Annotated in this window: 22 protein-coding genes and 1 pseudogene; 18 read left to right on the forward strand and 5 right to left on the reverse strand. The window is 61.1% G+C overall.

Annotation, left to right across the window (positions count from 1 at the left end):
• Positions 1 to 411: transposase (locus tag NKH35_RS17825; RefSeq protein ID WP_352915614.1), on the forward strand; the 411-nt coding region annotated here is incomplete at its 5' end.
• A 261-nt stretch (positions 412 to 672) separates the two neighbouring features.
• Positions 673 to 1,104 carry a hypothetical protein gene (locus NKH35_RS17830; RefSeq protein WP_352915617.1) on the forward strand — a complete coding sequence of 144 codons (432 nt, stop codon included), beginning with the start codon at positions 673 to 675 and terminating at the stop codon, positions 1,102 to 1,104.
• A gap of 57 nt (positions 1,105 to 1,161) precedes the next feature.
• Here NKH35_RS17830 and NKH35_RS17835 read toward each other — a convergent pair whose 3' ends face one another.
• Complete coding sequence (locus tag NKH35_RS17835) at positions 1,162 to 1,335, reverse strand: hypothetical protein (protein WP_023672650.1); 174 nt, start codon at positions 1,333 to 1,335, stop codon at positions 1,162 to 1,164.
• 2,096 nt (positions 1,336 to 3,431) lie between these two features.
• Here NKH35_RS17835 and NKH35_RS17840 point away from each other — a divergent pair.
• The 5 genes and pseudogenes from NKH35_RS17840 (at position 3,432) to NKH35_RS17860 (ending at position 6,836) form a co-directional block, all read left to right on the forward strand.
• Complete coding sequence (locus NKH35_RS17840) at positions 3,432 to 3,902, forward strand: Hsp20 family protein (protein WP_352915620.1); 471 nt, start codon at positions 3,432 to 3,434, stop codon at positions 3,900 to 3,902.
• Positions 3,903 to 3,976: 74 nt separating this feature from the next.
• Positions 3,977 to 4,486, forward strand: a complete 510-nt coding sequence (locus NKH35_RS17845) for an Hsp20/alpha crystallin family protein (RefSeq protein ID WP_023696160.1) — start codon at positions 3,977 to 3,979, stop codon at positions 4,484 to 4,486.
• 338 nt (positions 4,487 to 4,824) lie between these two features.
• Positions 4,825 to 5,328: an ETC complex I subunit gene (locus tag NKH35_RS17850; RefSeq protein ID WP_352915622.1), complete on the forward strand. Its 504-nt coding sequence runs from the start codon at positions 4,825 to 4,827 to the stop codon at positions 5,326 to 5,328.
• A gap of 201 nt (positions 5,329 to 5,529) precedes the next feature.
• Positions 5,530 to 6,027 (forward strand): 2,4'-dihydroxyacetophenone dioxygenase family protein, encoded by a 498-nt coding sequence (locus tag NKH35_RS17855; RefSeq protein WP_023710477.1) that lies wholly within the window; start codon positions 5,530 to 5,532, stop codon positions 6,025 to 6,027.
• Between the two features lie 160 nt (positions 6,028 to 6,187).
• A pseudogene (locus NKH35_RS17860) lies at positions 6,188 to 6,836 on the forward strand (SDR family NAD(P)-dependent oxidoreductase).
• A 619-nt stretch (positions 6,837 to 7,455) separates the two neighbouring features.
• On the opposite strand, the gene NKH35_RS17865 reads toward NKH35_RS17860, so the two are convergent.
• Both NKH35_RS17865 and NKH35_RS17870 read right to left on the reverse strand, forming a co-directional pair.
• A complete protein-coding gene (locus NKH35_RS17865) occupies positions 7,456 to 7,866 on the reverse strand; it encodes a hypothetical protein (protein WP_023710474.1) in 411 nt (136 codons plus the stop codon).
• A 293-nt stretch (positions 7,867 to 8,159) separates the two neighbouring features.
• Positions 8,160 to 9,254 carry a mandelate racemase/muconate lactonizing enzyme family protein gene (locus NKH35_RS17870; RefSeq protein ID WP_023734372.1) on the reverse strand — a complete coding sequence of 365 codons (1,095 nt, stop codon included), beginning with the start codon at positions 9,252 to 9,254 and terminating at the stop codon, positions 8,160 to 8,162.
• A gap of 188 nt (positions 9,255 to 9,442) precedes the next feature.
• Between NKH35_RS17870 and NKH35_RS17875 the strand changes: the two genes are divergently transcribed.
• The 6 genes from NKH35_RS17875 (at position 9,443) to NKH35_RS17900 (ending at position 16,468) form a co-directional block, all read left to right on the forward strand.
• Positions 9,443 to 10,192: an FCD domain-containing protein gene (locus NKH35_RS17875; protein ID WP_023682469.1), complete on the forward strand. Its 750-nt coding sequence runs from the start codon at positions 9,443 to 9,445 to the stop codon at positions 10,190 to 10,192.
• Positions 10,189 to 11,808: a GMC family oxidoreductase gene (locus NKH35_RS17880; protein ID WP_023714229.1), complete on the forward strand. Its 1,620-nt coding sequence runs from the start codon at positions 10,189 to 10,191 to the stop codon at positions 11,806 to 11,808. Before NKH35_RS17875 ends, NKH35_RS17880 begins: the two co-directional genes overlap by 4 nt.
• A 104-nt stretch (positions 11,809 to 11,912) precedes the next feature.
• Entirely contained in the window at positions 11,913 to 12,893 is a 981-nt protein-coding gene (locus tag NKH35_RS17885; RefSeq protein ID WP_023672664.1) for an ABC transporter substrate-binding protein, read from the forward strand.
• Between the two features lie 60 nt (positions 12,894 to 12,953).
• The gene (locus NKH35_RS17890; RefSeq protein ID WP_352915627.1) at positions 12,954 to 14,498 is read left to right on the forward strand and encodes a sugar ABC transporter ATP-binding protein; all 1,545 of its coding nucleotides are present in this window, start codon (positions 12,954 to 12,956) and stop codon (positions 14,496 to 14,498) included.
• Positions 14,495 to 15,499 (forward strand): ABC transporter permease, encoded by a 1,005-nt coding sequence (locus NKH35_RS17895; RefSeq protein ID WP_023726632.1) that lies wholly within the window; start codon positions 14,495 to 14,497, stop codon positions 15,497 to 15,499. Before NKH35_RS17890 ends, NKH35_RS17895 begins: the two co-directional genes overlap by 4 nt.
• Positions 15,500 to 15,502: 3 nt before the next feature.
• The gene (locus NKH35_RS17900; protein ID WP_023672667.1) at positions 15,503 to 16,468 is read left to right on the forward strand and encodes an ABC transporter permease; all 966 of its coding nucleotides are present in this window, start codon (positions 15,503 to 15,505) and stop codon (positions 16,466 to 16,468) included.
• 193 nt (positions 16,469 to 16,661) lie between these two features.
• Here NKH35_RS17900 and NKH35_RS17905 read toward each other — a convergent pair whose 3' ends face one another.
• On the reverse strand, positions 16,662 to 18,062 hold the full coding sequence (locus NKH35_RS17905; RefSeq protein ID WP_352915630.1) for a Do family serine endopeptidase: 1,401 nt from the start codon (positions 18,060 to 18,062) through the stop codon (positions 16,662 to 16,664).
• Between the two features lie 445 nt (positions 18,063 to 18,507).
• On the opposite strand from NKH35_RS17905, the gene NKH35_RS17910 reads away from it, so the two are divergent.
• The 3 genes from NKH35_RS17910 to NKH35_RS17920 all read left to right on the forward strand — a co-directional run bounded on the left by NKH35_RS17910 (position 18,508) and on the right by NKH35_RS17920 (position 20,731).
• Positions 18,508 to 19,119, forward strand: a complete 612-nt coding sequence (locus NKH35_RS17910) for an ATP-dependent Clp protease proteolytic subunit (protein ID WP_023672669.1) — start codon at positions 18,508 to 18,510, stop codon at positions 19,117 to 19,119.
• 68 nt (positions 19,120 to 19,187) lie between these two features.
• A complete protein-coding gene (locus NKH35_RS17915) occupies positions 19,188 to 19,616 on the forward strand; it encodes a GFA family protein (protein ID WP_050587750.1) in 429 nt (142 codons plus the stop codon).
• 47 nt (positions 19,617 to 19,663) lie between these two features.
• Complete coding sequence (locus NKH35_RS17920; protein WP_352915694.1) at positions 19,664 to 20,731, forward strand: M42 family metallopeptidase; 1,068 nt, start codon at positions 19,664 to 19,666, stop codon at positions 20,729 to 20,731.
• 148 nt (positions 20,732 to 20,879) lie between these two features.
• On the opposite strand, the gene NKH35_RS17925 is transcribed toward NKH35_RS17920, so the two are convergent.
• Positions 20,880 to 21,704, reverse strand: a complete 825-nt coding sequence (locus NKH35_RS17925) for an SIR2 family NAD-dependent protein deacylase (RefSeq protein ID WP_023730103.1) — start codon at positions 21,702 to 21,704, stop codon at positions 20,880 to 20,882.
• 935 nt (positions 21,705 to 22,639) lie between these two features.
• Here NKH35_RS17925 and NKH35_RS17930 point away from each other — a divergent pair.
• Positions 22,640 to 22,810, forward strand: coding sequence for a hypothetical protein (locus tag NKH35_RS17930; RefSeq protein WP_352915633.1), 171 nt, complete (start codon positions 22,640 to 22,642; stop codon positions 22,808 to 22,810).
• Between the two features lie 39 nt (positions 22,811 to 22,849).
• Positions 22,850 to 23,347 carry a hydrolase gene (locus NKH35_RS17935; RefSeq protein ID WP_023702861.1) on the forward strand — a complete coding sequence of 166 codons (498 nt, stop codon included), beginning with the start codon at positions 22,850 to 22,852 and terminating at the stop codon, positions 23,345 to 23,347.
• Positions 23,348 to 23,396 lie beyond the last annotated feature (49 nt).

Consider the following 23,396-nt stretch of genomic DNA (forward strand, 5'->3'; position numbering starts at 1 on the left):
CTGCCGAGGAAGCACGGCGACGACTGCCTGCAGGAATTGCGCTGGCTCTACGACCGGCGCGATCTCGCAGAGGCCAGGGCTGATCTTGCCGCATGCCTTGCCAAATGGTCGGCACGCTATCCGCGCCTGACAGGCTGGGCCGAGGATGCCATCGAACAAACCCTGACCTTCTTCCGGCTGCCGCGTCAGCATCACAAGCACCTCAAGTCCACCAACATGCTGGAGCGGCTCAACGAGGAAATCCGCCGGCGCACCTATGTCGTGCGCATCTTCCCCAACACCGAAAGCTGCCTGCGCCTGGTCAGGGCCTTGGCCGTCGAGACCAACGAAAACTGGATGGAGGCCAACCGATACATCAACATGGACGACCTGCGCGAGCACAAGAAGCTCGCTCTGCGCCAAGCCGCATGACCAGCATCATGGCCGCCCCATTTTGCAGAACTTGACGCACACAACCACTCTCCAGTGTGGTCGGCACCGTCACGTCACCCAACTGTAACGTTGCCCCCGACAGCGCCGACCACGCTCAATGTTGGCTGATTAGGCCGGGGCCTCCCCTGTACGAAACCGTACCTTTGAACCTCCTTCGCTAAAAAGAGAGTAAATAACTCCCTTCGCCGGAAGGGAGGCCGCGATGGATCTAATAAGCATTTAGAAACCGCACGTGCGGTGATGGAAACCAGCTTTCAGTTGCAGAGCCGGTCGATGACCGGAACAGCTGCGTTCCGCAGCCACATGGACCACACCCGGCAAGCCATCCAAGAGTCGCGCGAACTGCTCAAGCGCCTTCGCCAACGCTACCGCGAAGATATGGCCCAGGTGCTCGAAGACGAGGACGATCTCGCGCCGATGCGCATATCGGGGTTCGATGCCGACGTTCTCCGCTCCGCATTTCAAAACCTAGTCAGGGATGCAGACGTGCCCGAGTGTCAGTGGCGCGTTGTTGCTGAATGCTTGGTACGCGCCATCGATGCGGCAGGTAAGCTGTTCCTCGGCCTCGGTATCGGCCTAGGTGTGGCAATTTGCAATCCGGCTCCCCTGTCTTGGCAAACGCGACGTGAGCCGCCTGCAAGGCAAGGGAGCACTCGTCACGGTCGCGCTTGATCAATTCCGGCAGGATAACGGTCCTTCCGGCCAGCCGCCCAGCAGCAACCAGCCGTTTTACTCAGCGCTAGCACCCTTTGGCTCCGGCGTGATCTCCTCGACCTGCACGTTTTCGCCGATCTCTCTCGCCCAGGCCAAGGCTTTAGCCTTGTCGTTGGTCGTAAGCACCGTGCGCCAGTTCGGCGCTTCAAACACGCTCACAACGTAGGTTGTCACCGACTCGTTGACCATGCTCCACCTTTGCCTACTTCATAAAGGTGTGGTGCCCTCATATTAGCATGAGCGTATATAACTTGGTAGTCAGCCTACGCAGGCCTGGCCGGCTGGGAAATAGGCAGATTCGGCCGTGGCGCCCGTCAGTCCACCAAGGGCTGCGCCGTATATTAGCTACATCTCGACTAAAAAGCTGTCCGCTCCAGAATCCTGTCATGGCTCGGGGAATAGGCATCGGCGACGAGGTGGCGATAAACGGCCACAGTGCGCAGGCGGGTCGACGAGGACCACGTCAGCGTCAGCATACCCAGCTACAACTTCCCCCATTCGATCCTCGATCGCACGACGAAGGTGAAGCGCGGGCAGCAGATCGAACTCGTCGGCAACGTCACCTATGTCGACGAGCAAGGCGGCAAGGTGACAATTATACTGGACCGCCGGTCACGGTCGACATCGACAAGGTCAGGCTGGTGCAGGCCTATGTGCCGCCGAAGCGCAAGAAGCCTCTGCGCGATATGGCCCACTAGGTGCCCTTAGCTTGGCCTTGGAATGGCGAATCGCCGGCTGATCCTTACTGGAACGAGATGCCCACGGCCTAGATGATAGAGCCGGACAGGGTGACTGTGAAATCCCTGGTCGCATCGTTCTCCGTTGTGGGTATCGACCATGCGTCGGTCGCAACAGGCCGATCGTTGGTCAAAGCAATCTCGTCATGAATTGGGCTGTCGCCCCCGCTCCATGAGCCGACTGCGCCACTGCCGGTGATCGACCCCGACAAGAAGAAGGCCGCCCCGGACGTTTTGACTTCAACGTCGGCCAGGGTTTGTGGTCTGCGTCCACTGATGCTTATTCGCATTGGAGCGGACAGTATCGTCGGCAAAAGAGGGTCCGAAAAGGCCTTTCGGCAGCTCCCTCGTAGGAACGAAAAAAGATGAGAAGCGGAACTTGCGTGTGCAGTATTTGCACACGAACCCTCATAAACATCTGATTTTGTTAATCTTCTTCCCCATCCATCATAGGTGCCACGGTCAGTCTATGCTCTTGATTTTTCAGCATCTGTTTAACATCAGAACCTTAGAACCTGCCGCACACGCTGCGTCAGCGAGACCTCCCTGCAACGCGACGTTGCGCGGCGCCGGGGCACCGACACCAAGTCGATCGCGGTGAGACGCCGACCAAGTCCGTATAGCGCGCCTGAAAACTTTCGGCGAACTCATCGACCTCCATATCGACGACATGTGCGATGTAGGCAAGTCCCCTCGCCGCTCCAAGGCCGCAGCCCTCGCTATGCTCCGAACATCTGGGGAAGTGCAGCATCGCCACCCTCGATCGCGAACGGCTCGTTCGCTTCGGTCGTGATCGAGCCGCCCAGGGTGCCGGACGATGAGTCTCGGTATCGACATCACCTAGGGAAAGTCGTTGAGCGTCGTTCCTGGATGATCTGCCTGGTCGTGATCGCGACAGCCGCTGGCGAGAGCCGCCAAACACGCATGAGATTGTCTGAAGCGGAGGACCATCCATGGAAGGACCCATTTCGAGCTATTTTGCATCGATTGAACCCGTGGGGCCCTGACGTTTTCTGGACCGCTTGCTGCATCCGGCGCGGCATTTCAAACATCCCCACGACGTTTTGGCCGATGTTGCCCTGGACGATCAGGAGAAGCGCGCCATTCTTTCGCCATGGGCATCGGATGCCTGCGCCGTATAATCCGTGCCAGCGCTTCGCATGCTGCCGCGAGCGGGTGAACCGGTCAGCTTCGACACGATCATGGATGCGTTGCAACAGTTGGATCAATCGGATGAGCGTGCCGGTCCTGACTGCAGTGACAGCGCGGCAGTGGCCGCGTTCGTACCATTCGTCGATCGGATTTAAGGGCGACGTAGTTGTTCTTGCACCATGGACCCGTCGGCGAGTGACCCCGCCGGCGGAAGGGGTGGCATTGGTGCGTTCGCCCAGATTGCCGATGAAAATTTTCCTATTCTTGCTCTTGAAGGTGCAAGTCGCGATTCTAAATTGATGGTCGCCGGCCGCCCAATGGGGCCGGCAACACCAGGAGGCGCCAAGGCTCTTGGGCGCCTTCTGTTGTCCATGTTGCTCAAAGGAGGATGTGGCTATGAAGACAAACCTCGATTTTACCCCTCTATACCGGTCCAGCATCGGCTTCGACCGCATGGTCGACATGCTTGAAAGTGCGAGTCGTGTGGCCTCGTTCGACAACTGGCCGCCCTACGATATCGCCAAGGATGATCAGTATCGCATCACGATGGCGGTCGCCGGTTTCCCGCAGGACCAGTTGACCGTCACCTACCAGCCCAACATGCTGGTTGTGAGCGGGTCGCAATCCGGCGATGAGAACGGCCAGTATCTCTACCGCGGCATCAACGGGCGCGCTTTCGAGCGTCGGTTCGAACTGGCCGATCATGTCAAAGTCGAGGGCGCCAGCCTTGAGAACGGGCTGCTGAGCATCGATCTCAAGCGCGAGGTTCCCGAGGAGATGAAACCGCGCAAGATCGAAATCTCCAGCGGGGCTCCCATGCCGAAGATCGAGGCGCCCAAGGTCGAGACCGACAAGCTGGCCGCCTGAGCAATCCACCATGAAGGCTTTCGCTTGAGCCGGGCGTCCCGCCCGGCTCAGAGACCTACGAAAGGAGAAAGACAATGAGCGTACGTGACTTGATCCCATGGGGCCGGGGCAACGGAAACTCGGCGCCCAGTCTCTTCCCTGATGGAGATCGAGACCCCTTCGTCTCCCTCCACCGGGAGGTAAACCGGCTGTTCGATGACGCCTTCCGCAGCTTTGGCGCCAGACTGCCGGCCTTCGGTCCCTCTTTCGCCGCCAGTTGGCCGAGTGTCGAAATCTCCGACACGGACAAGGAAGTCCGCGTCACGGCGGAAATACCTGGCCTGGACGAGAGCGACATAGAAGTCCTGCTGGAAAATGGGGCGCTCAAGCTTAAAGGCGAGAAGCGTTCCGAGACCGAGGACAAGGACCGGCAGTTCTCCGAGCGCTTCTACGGTCGCTTCGAGCGCCTCATTCCGCTCGGCTACGAGGTTGAAGAAGACAAGGTCAACGCCGCCTTCAAGAACGGGGTGCTGACCGTGACGTTGCCCAAGACCGAGCGGGCGCAGGCGAAGGCCAAGCGGATCGCAATCAACGGGAAGAACTGACGGATGCAGTATGGGTGGCGGCCCTTACGGCCGCTGCCCGTGCGACCCTTCATAACGGGATGGACAGGCAATGGAGACAGTTCAAAGCAGCGACAACATCAGGAACCCAACCAAGACGTCCGTCCGGCCTGACAATGACAATCGGCCTCGTCTAGACGGGCCGGCTTTGTCATGGGGACGGTCAGTGTTTCCGGACGGCGCAACGGCGCGGATCTACCAGCCCTGCCGCTCGGCCATGACCTCGGCAAAGCCCCGCAAGGACTGGCGATTGGTCTTCGAACGCCGCACAGCCCCGTTCATCGAGCCGCTGATGGGCCTATACCGGTGGCCGGGACACCTTGACCCAGGTTGAACTTAACTTTCCGACGCTGGAAGCGGCCATCCGTTATGCCGAGCGTCAAGGCCTCAATTACGTGGTGCAGGCGGCACCTCCTGCTTCCCAGGCCAAGATCAGGAGTCAGCATGTATCGCAGGAGAAACAGGCCTTTTCCGACGTAGTTTTGCAGCGTGTGCGATTGGCTTGGCTCCAGGCAAGCCATGGTTACGGCACGGGTGTACAGGCAGGGCACATACAGACGGCGCTTTCCGAGCCCGAGACTTTCTACACCTCTCCGATGCAGGTGGTGGATGATCCCGTCCTTTCACCCGACGAGAAACGCGCTGTGCTCAAGAACTGGGCCTGGAACGAGTACCTGATCGACGTGGCCACCGCCGAAGGCATGCCGGAAAATGCACGCCCGTCGCGATTGGACGAGGTCGAACTCGCCTTGCTGGCCTTGGAAGTCCGAAACCGGGGCTTCCAGACCAGGACCAGCCCGGTGCACTCCCGGATAGCCGCATGATGAGGCAAGAAGGAACCCACTGATCGTCTTCGACGCCCAACGGACCATCCCGAAACCCTTCCCGCTTGCGGTCGCGGCAGCGGGCGGGCGCGCGCCGACAACTTTCCCAATGCGTGGGCGCCCGATTGCGCCTCGGCAGAACTCGGCCCAGTTGTTAGGATCGCTGATATGGACTCCAATGAATTGGCGACAGAGGTTCCTATGTATCAATCCTTCAACGGCTCCGCCCATCCCCTGGCACCGAAAGAGATCGCGATCGCTGCCGTCCCCGAAGACGAGCGTGTCTGGGTCCCACAGGCGGAGGGCGTCTGGTTCCGACCACTTATGCTCAACACAATGCAAGGGCAGTGGTGCAATCTGCTCCGCGTACGCCGGGCCGGGATATTAAGCCGTCATCTGCATCCGGCCCCCGTGCATGGCTATGTGATCAAGGGGCGTTGGCACTATCTTGAACACGACTGGGTGGCAGAGACGGGATCTTACGTTTTCGAGCCGCCCGGTGAAATCCACACGCTCACAGTTCCAAGCGACGTGCCCGAGATGATCACCTTCTTCAACATTTCCGGCTGCATGGTTTACCTGGACAAGGATAACAAGCAGATTGGTTTCGAGGACGTTTTCACCAAGATCGACATGTGCAGAAATCACTATGCGAGCGTGGGTCTCGGTGACGATTTCGTCGATCAATTCGTACGGTAGACATCCGCCCGTTTGCCTTCCGCTGCGGTGAGTTCGCGGTCCGCCACAGGGGCGAAACGAGGAGATATTGGTGACCGACTCCATATGGGCCATGCCCTTCTTCGCGGGCAAGACCGTCGTCATTACCGGAGGCACGACAGGTATCGGAAACGGCATCGCCATGGCGTTCGCCGAGGCCGGGGCAATTGTCCACGCGACGGGGGCCACGGCCGCCGAGGTAGCGGCCGCTCGTGCATACGGCACCGCCGTCTCGTATTCAGTACTCGACGTCCGGGACATGACTGCGGTCGAAGGATATTCCAGTCAGTTCACATCCGTTGCAGCGCTCGTAAATTGCGCAGGGGTAAACCTGCGCGCCGCCGAATTCACTGTCCAGGGTTTCGAAACGGTGGTCGATATCAATCTCACCGGCTCCATGCGGAGTGCGAGCGCGTTCCGAGGGGCACTCTCGAACGGGGGCGCCATCGTCAACATCGCCTCGATGTTCGCGTTTTTCGGCGCGGCTCATGCCCCGGCTTACGCCGCATCCAAGGGCGCCATCGTGCAACTTACCAAGTCGCTCGCCATCGCCTATGCCGGGGATGGCATCCGCGTAAACGCATTGGCGCCTGGCTGGATCGAGACCGCCATGACCGCCGCGCCACGGGACCGATCCAGTTCGCAACGCGGAATTGATGAAACGCACTCCGATGGGTCGCTGGGGTACGCCGGGCGACCTGACCGGCCCCGCCTTGTTCTTGTGTTCTTCGCTCGCGGGGTTCATCACTGGGGCAATTCTGCCGGTTGACGGTGGCTATCTCATTGCGTGAGGCGTTGGCTATGCTGCGCGACCGATCTCCAAGCCTGTGTCGTCGAGATCAAGATCGAACGCGACCAATCGACCATGCCTGACCGCAATTGCCGCCACCAACTCCGCAAGCTCGCCATCCGTATGCTCGCAAAAAGCTGCCTGTTTCCTGACAATCGTGACCGCATCCCGGGTCGATACGACAGAGAACGGCCTCCGGGATCTCACGAATGATTCCGCAACCTCGGCGACGGATGAAGCTCGGTCAAAATTATCTTGCATACTTGCACCTCTGTACGACGCTAGCCCAAGCTCGGCCCGCGCAAATTGTTCCCATTGGCCTAATGCAGCCAGTTAGCATCCGGCTTGGGCTCCTTTGTGTGCGAAGGCCGGGAGCAACGCGACATGGCCGTCGCCGTCTGCCTTGGACAGTCGGCTGGACGTATTCGTCTCCGAATACGAACACGGGGCCGGACGCCTAAAAACGAGGAGGATCAGATGTGTCCAAGCCGCTCGCCAAAGTTTCCGATCCTCGGATCACCGCAGTTCCCGCGCAACAAGTCGCCGGGAGGACTGTTTGCTCGCGTTAATTGCGGTCGACCGACTCCTGGCTCATTCGCCGCCTCGCCAGTTGGCTCCGGTCAGCCGGCCTCGTCCGTCTCCGTCATCGCTGGCCGGCGGACGATCCAATCCACCAAACCGGCTTCGGTCTGCTCGCAGGCCACGAATTCGCGCACCAGACTTCGCGCCAGCTCGCGCCATTGACACTCGGGCACGTTCATCTCCGCGATCAGATCTCGGCATGCAGCGCGTATGATGTCGGCATCGAAGGCTGACACGGCGACAGGACCACGGTCTGTATTCTTTGCTCGAGGAGTGTCGTCGCCCTGACGTTCGCGAAAGCGCCTCAGCACCTCGCGCGATGCGGCGATCGCTTGTCGGGTTTGACTCATAGCCTCGTAAAATCCAACTTCGCGGACCGGTGAGCGGTGCCGTGATAGAATGAAGTCCTCCATAACCGCATGCGCAGTGTCCGTACGCGTTGCAACCATCGCCGCCTCCCTGCAGGCGCACCCAATGCTTGCAGCTTCTGCCGGTGTTCGGGCGGCCGCCTGCATTTGTCGAGTCGCTGCTATGATCGCGTGAGTTAAAGCCGGTGAAGCGTCGCTGCAATTACAAATGTAAGTGTAGCATCCGATAAGTGGTATGCCCGCTGGCTGCGGCGGCGGCGAGTTCGTTCTTCAGACGGTCGAAGTCTTCCTCGGCGAAGCGCTCTCCGCGTTGCCGGAACGAGGAAGCAGGATCTGGACAAAATGCATGCGGCCGTGCCGCCGTTCAGGGGGCGCTATTGGCGAAAATCCGCCAATTTCCGCCAGTCGAAGACAACGCCCACTCCAGGCTCGTCGGGTGCTATCGCCAAACCATCCTGAAGCCTCAGCGGCTCAGTGGTATAATGGTCAATATCAAAACTATGCGCCTCCACCCAGCCGGCATTTGTCTGACCTGCAACGAGGCTGACATGAAGTTCCTGCATCCCGTGACTGCAGACCGGAATGCCAGCCTTGCGTGAGAGCGCTGCCACGCGCAGCCAGCCGGTGACCCCGCCGCAGTTGGAGGCGTCGGGTTGGATGTAGGCGAGATTCGACCAAGCGAAGGCATGCTCGAACTCCTCGATGACATGCAGGTTTTCTCCCATTGCCAGGGGCATTCCGGTCGCCTTGGCAATGCTGGCGTAACCCTCATAGTCGTCGGGTATGATGGGCTCCTCGAACCACAGCAGATCGTAGGCGGCGAATGCTCTCGCTGCCTCGATCGCTCGCGGGACGTCCAGCGCGTAGTTGGCGTCAACCATAAAGGTGACATAAGGGCCGATGCGCTCGCGAACTGCCTTCACCCGGGCCACATCCTCGGCAAGGTCGTCCTTGCCGACCTTGATCTTCACCCCGGTGAAGCCGGCATTGAGATAGGAATCGATGCTGGCCAAAAGCTGATCGAGGGTGAAGTTTAGGTCGATGCCGCCGCGATAGGCCTTGGCGCTCTTCCCGGCCCCGCCCGCCATCTGCCAAAGCGGCAGGCCGCTACGCCGGCCCTTGAGGTCCCATAATGCGATGTCGATCGCCGAGATCGCGAAAGAAGCGATGCCGCCGCGCCCGACATAGTGGATGTGCCAGAGCATGCCGTCGTAGATCGTGTCGATTTGCGTTGCGTCGCGTGCCTTGAGGAACGGCGCGAGGTCGTGATCGATCATTGCCTTGATCGCATAGCCGCCCCTGCCGCCGGTGTAGGTGTAGCCTGTGCCCTCGGTGCCGTCGGCAAGCCTCAGCGTGACGGTGACCAGCTCGAAATGCGTGTGCGCGCCGTGCTTGGCATCGGTCATCACCTCACGCAGTGGGACCCGAAACAGCCGGGTCTCGACTTCCTTGATTTCGGTGCGGCTCATGCTGCGCTCCATTCACGTTTTTTCATCGGACCATAATTGCACCGGCAGCGCTGACTGGCAACAATGTGGCTGATCTTTCAGCGGTTCTGAAGCCAATCCGTCATTTTTGGTCCTACAAAAGCATCAATCCGCTTGTGCTTTGGTCCGATTTACCTTCTAATAACAGGACCATCTGGGAGGAAAAAGGCTTGCTGGATACGGAAGAGCGTCCTGAGATGCCCGCGGCTATTCTCGCCGCTCGCGCGGCCGACGCGATGGTGGCCGGCATAGAGGCCGACATCACGTCCGGAAGGCTTGGCGACGGCAGCTACCTGCCGGCCGAGCGCGAACTGATGATCGAGTATGGTGTGGGCCGGGGCGTTGTGCGTGAGGCGATTGCGCGCCTGGCCAGCCGCGGCCTGGTGGAAGCGCGTCCGCGGTTCCGGCCCGTGGCGCGCCGGCCTGGCCTGGATGCCGCGCTCGGCGCCCTCGACGGCATCGTAGGACATCTGCTGAGCGACCAGGCGGGCGTGAAGAACCTCTACGACATGCGCGTCTTCCTCGAGGCGTCGCTGGCGCGCAACGCCGCCATCCATGCCCGCAAGGATGACGTCACAGCCCTGAGGGCGGCGCTGGCGATGAACGAGGCAGCCATCCCGGATTCTGAGAAATTCTATGCGACGGACGTGGCGTTCCACGCAGCGCTCTATGACATCGCGCGCAACCCGGTGCTGCCTGTCGTGCACAAGGCATTTACCGCCTGGCTGTCGCCGCATTGGATGCGCATGCCACGGTCGCCCGAGCGCAACCGCGTGAATTTCCTCAGCCATCGTGAAATCTGCACGGCCATCATTGAGCGAGATCCTGACGGCGCCGAGCGGGCGCTGCTCAACCACCTCTCGGCGGCCTGGGAGTATGTCCGCGGAACATTCGAAAGCCGTGAGGCGCCGGAAGCATGACGCAGTCCTACGACCATATCGTGGTGGGCGGCGGAGCAGCCGGCTGCGTCGCGGCGGCAAGGCTTGTCAAAGCGGGACGGCGAACCCTGCTGCTGGAGGCCGGCCATTCCCATCATCACCCCTTGCTCGACATGCCGCCCGGCATCTTCAAGATGATCAACGGCTCGAAATTTATGCGCTATCACCGCACCGAGCCGCAGGCCCATCTCGACGGCCGCGTCCATGAAATCTCGCAAGGCAACGTGCTGGGCGGCGGCACCTCGGTCAACGCCCAGGTCTACATGCGAGGCCGCTCGGCCGATTATGAGGAGTGGGACGAGCTGCTGCGCGGCAACAATGCCGGCGTACGCTGGAACTGGCAGGCGGTGCTGCCGCATTTCACCGGCATGGAGGGAAACAACCGCCTCGGCGGCGAACTGCATGGAAGCGAAGGTCCGCTGCTGGTCTCGGATCCAGGCCACATCGATGATGTTTCCCGTTGGTTCGTCCAGGCCGTCCAAGGCCTTGGATTGCCGTACAACCATGACTTCAACGGACCGTCGCAGCGCGGGGTCGGCTTCTACCAGTTCATGAACCGGCGGGGAAAGCGAAGCAGCGCCGCCTATGCCTTCATCGAGCCGCTGACGAATGATCCCAAGCTGACGCTGAAACTCAATTGCACAGTCAGCCGGCTGCTGATCGAAAACGGTCGGGTCACCGGCGTCGTCTATTCGGATGCGTCGGGCGCCGAGCATACCGTCCATGCAGATGCCGACGTGATCGTCTCGTCCGGTGCCCTCGTCTCGCCGAAACTGCTCATGCTGTCCGGCATCGGCCCCGCCGAGGCGCTTGCCGGGCACGGCATTTCCTGCGTCGCCGACCTGCCCGGGGTCGGCGAAAACCTGATCGACCATCCGGAGGTGCCGATCATCGCCACCGCAAACGGCCCATACGGCTATTTCAGGCAAGGCCAAGGCTGGAGGATGATCAGGAACGGCCTGCATTTCAAGCTCTTCGGCACCGGCACGATCCTGTCAGCGGGGGTGGAGGCCGGAGCCTTCGTCAATCCGGCCGATCCCGAGGGCGAACCGACGATCCAGGCCTTCTGCGTGCCGCACGTCTATCTGGACCGCGATATCCTGACCTTGGTCGAGAACACCTATGGGCTTACCGTGACGACAGTGGTGGTGAAGCCAAAGTCGCGCGGTTTCGTAAGGCTGCGTTCGGCGGATCCGAAGGACATGCCGATCGTTTCGCCGAACCTCCTTAAACATCCCGACGACATGAGGGAAATGATCTGCGGCCAGCGTTATTTCCTGCAGGCTTTTCAGACCAAGCCGCTCGCCGATCGGGTCAAGGCCATTGCCGTGCCAAGCCAGGATGATCTCAGCGACGAAGCCATGACAAAGCATTGCAAGCGCTTTGTGAAGACCAACTACCATCCGGCCGGGACATGCCGGATGGGCTCGGACAGCGACCGGATGGCGGTGCTGGACGCGGCGCTGCGCGTGCGCGGAATAGACAATCTGCGGGTTGCCGACATGTCGGCCTGCCCCAACATCAATGCCGGCAATACGGCGGCGCCCGCCATGATGCTGGGCGACCGCTGCGCCGACTTTATTTTGGAGGCGGCATAGCGCCCTGATCCAGCTTCCCGACGGCGTCATCGCCGAAGCCGTCTGGGCCGATATCGTGAGGAAATTACACAGTCGCTGAAAGCGACGATAAAGGAGGAAAGAGCATGATCATTACCCGTCGAAAACTACTGGTTGGCTCCGCCGCCGGCGCGGTCGCGCTGACACTCGGCTCACGCGCCTTCGCGGCGCTCCCGCCGCTCGCCAAGAAGGACAAGTACAAGGTCGGTTTCGCCCAGACGGAAAGCAACAATCCGTGGCGTCTTGCCGAGACCAAGAGCATGCAGGACGAAGCCGCCAAGCTTGGCCATCAGCTGGTCTACACGGATGCCGCCGGTTCGTCGGCCAAGCAGGCCTCCGACGTGAACTCGATGATCGCGCAGGGCGTCGACGCAATCTTCCTGCCGCCCCGCGAAGACAAGCCCCTTGTGCCGGTCATTCTTGCCGCGCGCGATGCCGGCATACCGGTGTTTCTGGTCGACCGCGACGTTGATCACACCATGGCCAAGCCGGGCGAGGATTATGTCTGCTTCATCGGTTCGGATTTCATCGAGGAGGCGACCCGCGTCGGCGAATGGCTGGTCAAGAACGCCAATGGCAAGTCGAAGATCATCGAGCTGGAAGGCACGACCGGAGCCTCGGCCGCTACCGACCGCAAGAAAGGCTTCGACGATTTCATCGCCAAGCACTCGCAGTTCACCATCCTGGCGTCGCAGTCCGGCGACTTCGCCCGTGACAAGGGCCGGCAGGTCGCCGAGACGCTGCTTCAGGCGCACCCTGATGCGGATATCATCTACGCGCATAATGATGAGATGGCGCTGGGCGCCATCGCCGCTTTGGAAGCAGCCGGCAAGACCCCGGGCAAGGATGTGCTGATCTTGTCGATCGACGGCGAGAAGGAAGGCGTCCAGGCGATCATTGACGGCAAGATCGGTGCTATCTGCGCTTGCAGCCCGCTGTTCGGGCCGAAGGCCTTCGCTACGATGGCCGACTATGCGGCCGGCAAGAAGATCCCGCCGTTCATCAAGAACGAGGATGCCTTCTTCGACGCCACGAACGCGAAGAAAGACTTCGATATTGCGTTCTGATATCCACTCTCTTTCCAGCTGCCCTACCCGCTCCGGCGGGTAGGGTTTGGGAGTTTGACGATGACCGCTCAGCCGGACCGAGCCCCGCTGCTCCTCGACATGCGTGACATCCAGAAGCGTTTTGCCGGCATCCCTGCCCTGGCCGATGCCTCGCTCCAGGTTCTTCCGGGCGAGATCCACGCACTCATCGGCCAGAACGGTGCGGGCAAATCGACACTTATCAAGGTGCTCACCGGCTATTACCGCCGGGATGCGGGGCAGGTGCTGTTCGAACGGAAGCCGTTCGAAGTTGGGTCTCCGCATCAGGCGCAGGTCAGCGGCATCAGCACCATCTACCAGGAGATCAATCTCGTACCGCTGCGCTCGGTGACCGAGAACATCTGCCTTGGACGCGAGAAGCGCCGCCGCGGCCTGCTCGACTGGAGCGCGATGCATGCGGAAGCCGAGCGCCTGCTCAGCCGCTTCTCGATCGGCATCGACGTGCGCCGCCCGCTCAGCGATTTCAACACCGCCACGCAGCAGATGGTGGCGATCGCCCGCGCCATCGGCTTTTCCGCCCGCCTCGTGATCATGGATGAGCCGACCTCCTCGCTGGACGAGCGTGAAGTCTCGGTCTTGTTCAGCGTTATCCGTCAGCTCAAGGCCGACGGCGTCTCCGTTCTGTTCGTCAGCCACAAGCTCGACGAGTTGTACGAGGTCTGCGACCGGGTCACGATCATGCGTGACGGCCGCACGGTGCGAAGCGCGGCGATGAGCGACATCGGCAAGCTGGAGCTGGTCGCGGCCATGCTCGGCCGCGACGTCGCAGCCGTCGAAGGCCACGCGACCGCGTTCGGCGAACGCGATCGGTCGAGGATCGGTGATGTGCTGTTTACCGCGCAAAGGCTGGCAGCCGGCCAGTTGGTCCGTGACGTGAGCTTCGACCTGCGCCGCGGCGAGATCGCCGGCTTTGCCGGCTTGCTCGGCGCCGGCCGCACGGAAACAGCCCGCCTCGTATTCGGCGCCGACCGCCGGAGCGCAGGCGAGATGACGATGGAGGGCGCGTCCTACCATCCCACACGTGCCGCTGATGCCATCGCCGCAGGGATGGGCTTCTGCACTGAGGACCGCAAGGCCGAGGGCATCGTGCCGGAAATGACCGTCGCGGAGAACATAACACTGGCACTGCTGCCGAAAATCAGCCGCAATGGCATCCTGAACGAGGCCCGGCAGAAGGAGATCGTCGAGCGCTTCATTCGTGAACTCGACATCAAATGCTCGGGGCCTAACCAGAAGGTCCGCGAGTTGTCGGGCGGCAACCAGCAAAAGGTGCTGCTTGCCCGCTGGCTGGCAATGAACCCGAAGCTACTCATCCTCGATGAGCCGACACGCGGCATCGATGTCGGGGCCAAGGCCGAGATCCAGCGCCTAATCCGCAAGCTTGCCGATGACGGGCTCGGCGTGCTGATGATCTCCTCGGAACTCGAGGAAGTGATGGAAGGAGCCGACCGCATATTCGTGCTGCGCGAAGGAGTGAGGGTGGCCGAACTGGAAGGTCAGGCAGCCAACGAGGAGGACGTGCTCGCGGCGATGGCGCATGGCGGCGCGGCGAAGGAGGCAGCGTGAGCGATCTGGCCACACCATCCGCAGCCAACGACGCTGGAAACCGCCGCTTTGATGTGTTCGGTTTCCTGGCGCGCTACGGCACGGTGATCGCGCTTGTGCTGCTGGTCGTCTTCAACCTTGCCTATACGCGCAATTTCGCGACGCTGCAGACACTCAACGTCAACCTGACCCAGGTCTGCACGATTGTGATCGTCGCGGTGGGGATGACCCTGGTGATCGCCACCGGCGGCATCGACCTGTCGGTTGGGTCGCTGATGGCGATCTCCGGCGCATTGGCGCCGATGATCTTCATGGGCACGATTTTCCCGGTCGGAAACATCTATCTGGCGGTAGCCGTCGCGATGGTTGCCTCGATCCTCGTCGCCGGCCTGTTCGGGTTGTTCAACGGCTGGTTGGTCTCGCGCTTCCGCATCCAACCGATCGTCGCAACGCTCGTGCTGTTCATCGCGGGGCGCGGGATCGCGCAGGTTATGACCAACGGCAATCTGCAGACCTTCCGCGTGCCGCAATTCCAGTGGATCGGACTTGCCCGCCCGCTCGGCATTCCCGCGCAGGTCATCATCATGGCCGTGCTGGTTGCGGCGGCCGCTTGGGCCCTTCACCGCACGGTGTTCGGGCGAAGCATCCTGGCGGTCGGCGGCAATGAAAAGGCCTCTGAACTGGCCGGTATCGCCGTATCGAGGATCAAGCTCGCTGTCTATGCGATCAGCGGCCTGTGCGCGGGGCTGGCCGGTCTCGTCGTCATTGCGATCAACTCCTCCAGCGACGCCAATCTCGTGGGGCTGGGCATGGAGCTCGACGCCATCGCGGCGGTCGCGGTGGGCGGCACGCTGTTGAGTGGCGGAAAGGCCACAATCATCGGCACCCTGCTGGGCGCACTGACCATCCAGTTGGTGCGCTACACGCTGCTTGCCAATGGCGTGCCCGACGCCGCTGCGCTCGTCGTCAAGGCCGGCATCATCGCATTCGCCGTCTGGCTGCAGCAGCAACACCGGGTGTAATCCATGAACAGCGCCAGACTGGTTCGCATCATCGGCACCTACGGTGTCGTCATCGCGCTTGCAGCCCTCGTCCTGTTCGGATTCCTGCGCTACGACCGCTTCCTCGGCCTCTTCAACGTGATGAGCGTTCTGCGCTACAACTCGATGTTCGCGCTCGTCGCGCTCGGCATGTGCTTCGTGATCATGACCGGCGGCATAGACCTGTCCGTCGGCTCCGTCGCCGCCTTGGGCAGCGTCGCGTCGGCCCTGGCGAGCCCGCACGGCATCGTGGCAGGCCTTGCAGCGGGCGTTGGCGCCGGCCTGGCAGCCGGGCTGATCAACGCGCTCCTGGTTACGCGCGGCAACCTGATGCCTTTCATCGCCACGCTTGCCACCATGCTGGCCGCAAGCGGCTCGGCGCTGCTTCTGGCCGGCAACCAGACCGTTTCGGTGTCTTACGATTCGGGTTTCACCGCCATCGGCCAAGGGAATTTCTGGATTTTCCCGATTCCGGCAGTCATCGCCCTGGTTGCCTATGCCGTCGGCTCAGTGGTCCTGAACTACACCAGCACGGGACGGACGGTGCTGGCCATCGGCGGCGGCGAGGATGCCTCGCGGCTGATGGGGCTGCGCACGGACCGCGTCAAATTTCTCGTCTATGTTGCAAGCGGGTGCCTGGCCGGGCTCGCCGGCGTCGTTCTCGCTTCTCAGTTCGGCGCAGGCCAACCGATCGAGGGCGTCGGCTGGGAACTGTTTGCCATCGCAGCGGTCGTCGTGGGCGGGACGCTGCTGACCGGCGGCTCTGGCTCGGTGTTGACCACGCTGGCCGGCGTGCTGTTGCTCGGCATCCTTTTCAACGTCCTGAACTTCGAAAACGGCATGGGTTGGATTTCGCTGTCAGCCTACTGGCAGTCGGTGATCCGCGGGCTGTTTTTGCTCGTCGTCGTCCTTCTCCAGGCACGGCTTACGGCAAGGCGCGAAACTGCCTGAGGATGGCGAGCACACTCGAGCACGACGAGCTCAAAAGAGCTCTGACGCTGCAGAATAAATGCGCGTTGGGCGCCCGGCCAATGAGCGCATCCCGCAAACTTTCTGCGGCGATGCTTCCCCGTTGCACCTGGGCTCCGGCGCCTTTGGAGCGGATCCGCAAGCGGATCCTGGTGCAGTCACATGGCCGTCCTGGTCATTTCCCGGCGACCGCCACGAACACGGACTGCCCCTGCCTTTCCAGCCGAAACAGGATGGGCTTGCTCTGCCGGCGAGAGTTCGCCCACTCCTCGACGATATCCGAAGGCTCCGTCACGCGGCGATTGTTGGCCGATATGATGACATCGCCGGGCTGCAATCCGCTCCGGGCGGCAAGGCCATCGGGAACCACTTCCACGACGAAGACGCCGGTTGTTCCTGATTTGATGCCTAGCTGCTGACGCGCCTGATCCGGAATCGGGCTGAGGGATAGGCCGAGGCCTTCGGCCGCCGACTTCTTGTCGGGAACAGCGCCGGTCTTCACCTCCGCATCCTTGCGCTCACCGATGACAAGCGCGATCTCCTGGTCCTTGCCGCCGTTACTCCGTGTCAGAGTGGCCTTGCTGCCAGGCTTCTGGCTAGCCGTCGCAAGCGTGAGGTCATGGACACCCTCAATGCCCTTGCCGTTGAACCGGGTGATCACGTCACCCGGCTTCAAGCCGGCTTTCTCCGCCGGGCTGCCGGGCTCAACCGAAGCAACCAGCGCGCCCTTGTCATCCTTCATCCCGAGGGCCTCAGCCAGCGACGGCGTGATGTCCTGCAGGCGGACCCCGATGAAGCCACGCTCGATCCGGCCGGTTCGGATCAACTGGTCGGCGATGCTCTGGGCGGTGCGCGATGGCACCGCAAACCCGATTCCGATGCTGCCGCCCGACGGTGAGACGATGGCGGTGTTGACGCCGATCACCTCGCCACGTGCGTTGAACAGCGGACCGCCCGAGTTGCCTCGATTGATCGACGCGTCCGTCTGGAGAAAATCGTCGTACGGCCCGGCTTGAATGTCTCGCGAGCGGGCCGACAGAACGCCGACAGTGACTGTCCCTCCGAGTCCGAAGGGACTGCCGATCGCGATTGTCCATGCGCCCGGCTGCATTGCATCCGAGTCACCCCATTTGGTCGTGGTCATGTTGGGCCGCGGGTCGACCTTCAGCACCGCTATATCGGTGGCGGGGTCACGGCCGACCAATTGCGCCGGCGCCGTTTCCTTGTCGGAAAATACGACATGGATCTCTGTCGCATCGGCAACGACATGGTTGTTGGTGACGATGTAGCCGTCGGCACTGATCACAAATCCGGAGCCAAGCGCCTCCCTCACCTGCGGCTGAACGGGTCCGAGGCCCTGGCCGTCGAACGGACTTGTAAAGTCGCCCGCCGTCGTCTGGTCCTGGACAACCTCCCGGGTCGTGATCGCGACCACGGCCGGCAATTTCTGCTGGATGATCGCTGTGAAGTCGGTCGGGGTATCCTGGGCCAGGACAGGCGCCACGCCACTGGCCGAGAGCATCAGCGCAACCGCGATCAAGCGCGTTGCAAATCGTCTTTGCACATCGTGAGACATTGCTGGACCTCCTGCCGGACAGCCCCGGCCGCTCGGCCGCGCCGCGCGGAGCCGGTGCTCCGGACGCTAGAACTGCCAACAAAGCTGTTTGTTTCAGCCCCCCGGAAAAATGGCACGGCCAGGAAAAATAGCCCGACCGCGGGGGTCCGGAAGGCAGCAGCCGGGAACCATTGAGGCCGTCGAGTTCAACCGTCCACAGGACTGGTCCCGGACGTGGCAGAAATCAGCAAAGCGACTGCGTCAGCTCCGGCAAATGCCCGATATGCCCATGGAGCCAACCTAGCGGCTGAGGTGCCTCTACCGGGCCTGGTGCGAAAAGGATCTGCAATGAAAGAGGGAGCTCCACAGCCGCCGAGAGACGCGGCTGTGATCACCACCGCTCGAACTCCCTCAAGGGAACAAAAGGGTACCAACTAAGTTCGGCCCCCATAATGAGGATGCCTATATGGACCTGTTGCCCCAGTCAGCCGAACACACCGTCTCCCCGCCGCCCGCTCCAGACCTTCACCGGCTTTTGTTCGATCCAAACTTGCGTATACACGGCTTGATTGATGACACTGTCGTCACCAAAGCCTTGGACGATTTGAAAGCCGTGCGTTCCGGGGAAGACGATCTCTACGTTGAAATCGACACGCCCGGAGGCGACGCCGACGGCGCGCGACGTCTAGCTCTAGAGTTCAAACTTTTTCTGAAACACTCGGGCCGCAACGGCTACATCATTGGCAAGAATACGGTTTACTCTGCCGGGGTAACGGTCCTTGCCGCTTTCCCGAAAGCCTGCCGGTTCCTTTGCCCGCAAGCAGTCCTGCTGATTCATGAAAGAAGGCTTGAGAAAGACTTGGTTCTGAATGGACCAATTCGAAGCTGTCTTCAGATCGTTCGCGAACAACTTGCGCTGTTGGAAACGGCAGAGCGACTCGAGAATGAAGGGTTCGCCGATCTCGTCCAAGGTTCTCGAACATCGCTGGAAGAGCTGCGCGACCATGCCCTGAACAGCTGCTACCTGATGGCAGCAAGAGCTTTGGAGCTAGGCCTTGTTGAAGACATTGCCCATTAACTTGATGCCTCGATGCAAACAGCAGAGCGGAGTCCAACACGCTTCCCTCACTCATGTCGGCGGCGACCATGAACGACGAGGTTGACAAGATAGAGCGGACCGGCGGCTGTCTTTGCGGGTCTGTGAGGTATGTTGTTACCGGCGCGCCGTTGCGCGTTGGCTTGTGTCATTGCCAGGATTGCAAGCGAACCAGCGGCAGCACCTACAGTGCCTTTGCCGTGTGGCCGCGGTCGGCTTACCAGTGCAAGGGCGAGCTTGCAGCGTTCAACGGCAGAGGTTTTTGTCCGGCATGCGGGTCGCGCGTGGTGAATCTCCGCGACGACGAAGCCGAGATCATGACCGGCACTCTCGATGATGCGCCAAACGACCTTCTCCCGACATACGAGCTTTGGACCCCCCGGCGCGAAGCCTGGCTCCACAACCTGCCTTGGGCTGACCAATTCGCGGGCGATCGCACCGAAGAAGGCCAAAATTGGCGCGAAGCCCGACGAGTATGACCATGCTCGAATGGCCCTCCACCCCGTGAACCGTGAAAGTCAGCTTGATGCGCGATGAATCACTCAAGTTCTTGAAGGAAATTGTGGCGACCCCGTCGCCGAGCGGCTTTGAGCAACCCGTAGCGGAGCTTTTCCGCGAGTATGTTCGTCCCTATGCCCACAGGTTGACGACGGACGTCATGGGCAATGTCACGGCGATCATCAATCCTGAGGCGTCTGTGCGCTTCATGTATGCCGGGCACATGGATGAGGTCGGCTTCATCGTCCATTACATCGACGATGACGGCTTTCTTTTCTTCAGCACCATAGGTGGAACGGACGTTGCCACTGAAATCGGCCAGCGTGTCTGGGTGCACGGCAAGGAGCCGATCCTGGGCGTCGTAGGTCGCAAAGCAATCCAGACGTTCAAAGCCTCTGACACGTCTCAAACTCCCTCGCTGATGGAACTATGGATCGATATCGGCGCGAGTTCGCGAGAGGAAGCGTTGAAGGTCGTAGAGGTCGGCAGCGCGGTCACTATCCACGGCGAGTTTGCGGCGCTACAGGGCAACCTTGCTGTCGGACGAGCGTTCGACAACAAGGTTGGCCTCCTCATCGGCGCCGAGGTCCTGCGCTGCCTCTCCGAGGAGGGAGGCGTTCACCCCGGCGTGGGCCTCTATATCCTGGGTACGGTTCAAGAGGAAATTGGTTCCCGAGGCGCGATGACCTCAGCGTTCAATATCGCGCCTCGAACCGGCCTCGCAATTGATATGGGCGTGGCAATGGACTATCCGCGCGCTCGCGCCGAGGATCAGGGCAAACTGGACCTTGGGAAAGGGCCGGCAATCACTCAAGGCGCGAACACCAACCCGGTGGTGTTCAAACTGCTGAAGTCGGTGGCCGAGAAAGAGGGCCTACCTTATCAGCTTCAGGCGGTGGGCAGCTCAAGCCCTACCGACGCGCGTGTCATGCAGCAGAACCGAGGCGGCGTGGCAAGTGGGGTGCTCTCCGTGCCTTTGCGTTACATGCATACCCCGTCCGAAGTTGTTTGCCTGGATGATGTGCAAACGACGATTGACCTGGTTTGTGCATATTGCCGGCAATTGACGCCGGAGATCGACTTCACGCCAAGATGATCGCTGCGGGATTGATTGTGGAAGTCGTGGCTCCAACAGTCGCCGATCTGGCGCCTGTCGGCTACCGCCCGGTTCGTCGGCTACCGCCCGGTTCGTCGGTCACCGCGCACCTGCGAAAACCCAACCACGGTCCACTGGGGAGCGCGCCTCAGGTCACCGCGACCGCTTCCACCAAACGCCTGAGGAAATCCGTCAGACCGGCTTCAGGATCATCACCTGCGCCAACGAGCACCGAAATACCCCAGCGCCCAAGCACGGCCTCCTCCACAGGGTTGCGGCTGGGCATGAAGATGAACGAAGGGGGACGATCTTTCTCATATCCAGACCGGTGCCAGGTTTGCCAAAGCCGGTGCAACAGCAGCCGGATGTTTGGATCGGAGAGGCTATAGCCAATGAACAGGATCGTGCTGCCGAGAGCATCGGAGCGAAAGCGGACATCAAGGGGAGAATTGAAGGACAGGCGGTCAAGATAGTCGGTTTCGGTGAGGACAAGGGAAGAGTCCTCGTCAAAGTCGCCGTGAAATTTCACGATGTGCGTTATGCCTCGACGGGCCTGCGCAACGTGCCGTGCGTTGGCCACTTTCACGTACTCTCGACCGTGGATTTCAAAAGCGAGTTCCAGGTTCCGGTCATAGTTCGTCGTATAGATGACGGGAAAATCGAGCGTCACGATGAGACGGTGCAATTCCGATTTCTCGATCCGTTCCTTGGCGACAGACCAGTTTCTGTCCATCCAACTGCGAAGTGGTCCGATGCTGCCATGCTTGATCCGATAGTATTCGGCCAAGGTCTGAAAACGATCGCGTCGCGTGGAAAATTCATCGTCGACGCCGAGCTCCTTTGCCATTCGCTCGATGAGCTTCTCCCAAGACGGAAGTCCGACGCTGATCGATACCCCCGCCCCCACAAACAAAATTGCGCTGCGATGACGAATTGCGTTGGCGAGCGAATCTATAGGATCATCATCGTTCATGGATAGGTCCTCCGAAGCCACTCGCGTGGGCCGGACCTAAAGGTGCGTGCCCCGTGCGCGGATCTTGGACGCGGCCCCGCAATTCGAGCCAGCACGGCGCACTGCGGGAGCATCGTGCCCCGCCGTCATCCACTAAATCGGATCGACCGTGCACCAGCCAGCCCAGAGGGGGCGGCCCTTGCAGTCCTGCCGAGCCGCTTGCCACCCGAACCGAGGTAGCGGCCGCGAGGACACTGGCTGTGAACTGGAACCGGCGCTGTTGCGGTTTACTGGCCACGTTGATTCAGTTCTGCGCCAGCCATATTGCGCAAAACTCTATCGAGTTTCGCATTCACCAAGAGGTTGCGCCGCTTCGCGCCGATAAAGATGGCGAGAGAGTAAATCATTGTAAGAACAGAGATCATCGTCATTCCGGCCTAAACATCAGCGGCCGGAGATGTTCCATGCGCCCGGAAATATTCCAGTGCAGGTGTTTTTAAATCGCCGAAGCTACGCGCTCAATGCGCGGTTGGTTTCGTGTCCAGGGCGGACGAATTAGCGCAAGGCGGTATTCATCCTCCCACATCGGCGGCGGACTGAAGCGAAATGCTGGTTGTGTCCCCCAGAATTGCAATGAAACGCCGATGCTTTGCATGCGGCCCGGAACAAATGCTCGCTTGCACAGTTCGAGCCATGCAGCGGTCGACCCCCGCGCTGCAAGATCGGTAGCCCGATCGCCCGCGCCGGCCCCTCCCACGGCGCGGGCTTTCGTTTGAATTCACGCTGTCGGGGTTGGAGTCGCTCCGCCGTTGTCGCGAGCCGGCTGATATACGCGCTGTCCGGGGCTCGCGGGATGCCGGCGACATCGGCATTCGCGCAGTCCGGCAGGTCAGTCGATGCACGGGAACAACGCGGCACTGTGATGGTTTGGTGGCCTCGGAAGGTGGCAGAGAACTATGGGCAAAAAGCCCAAACAGCACGCAAAATCCACGGCGGATCGCGAAAAGGCGATCGAGGCGCTCTACTTCGCGCGCAAGTGCGGCCTTACGAAGGAAGAGGCACTCAAGATGCTCAGGGAAGCCCCGATCGGGATCGATTATGAAGCCGAAGAGCGCTCCGGCAGTTAGAGGCGATCGCCGGTCGCGCGTCGCAGCCGGCCGCGGCGCATGATCTTCTTCACTTCCGATACGCATTTCAACGATCCGCGCATTCTGCGCCTCGACCGGCGTCCCTTCGCCTCGTTGGTCGAGCATGACCAGGCGCTGGTTGCGTTTTGGAACGAAACGGTTGGCCCGAACGACGAGGTCTGGCACCTCGGCGATTTCGCCAAGGGTCCAGCCGAGACCGTGTCTTCACTGCTGTCGTCTCTTAACGGGTCCAAGCACCTGATAATTGGCAACAATGATGGCGCCGCCACCATTGGCGACCCGGCCTGGGCGAGCGTGCACCACTACATGGAGCTTCTTGTCGAGGGCAGCTTGCTGGTTCTGTGCCACTATCCTTTTCGCACCTGGAACCAGATCGGCAAGAGGTCGGTAAACCTGCACGGTCATTCGCACGGTCGTCTGAAGCCGATGACGCGCCAGCATGATGTCGGCGTCGACGCATGGGGGTTTCGTCCGGTAACCTTTGCTGCCATTCAGGCCAGTCGCCGCCGGGGCTAGCTCGGCAGAACGCCGGGTGAGCGAAGGTCTTCAGCTTTGCGGGATTCGA

This window comes from Mesorhizobium sp. M1143 (assembly GCF_040318435.1).
Taxonomy (GTDB): domain Bacteria; phylum Pseudomonadota; class Alphaproteobacteria; order Rhizobiales; family Rhizobiaceae; genus Mesorhizobium.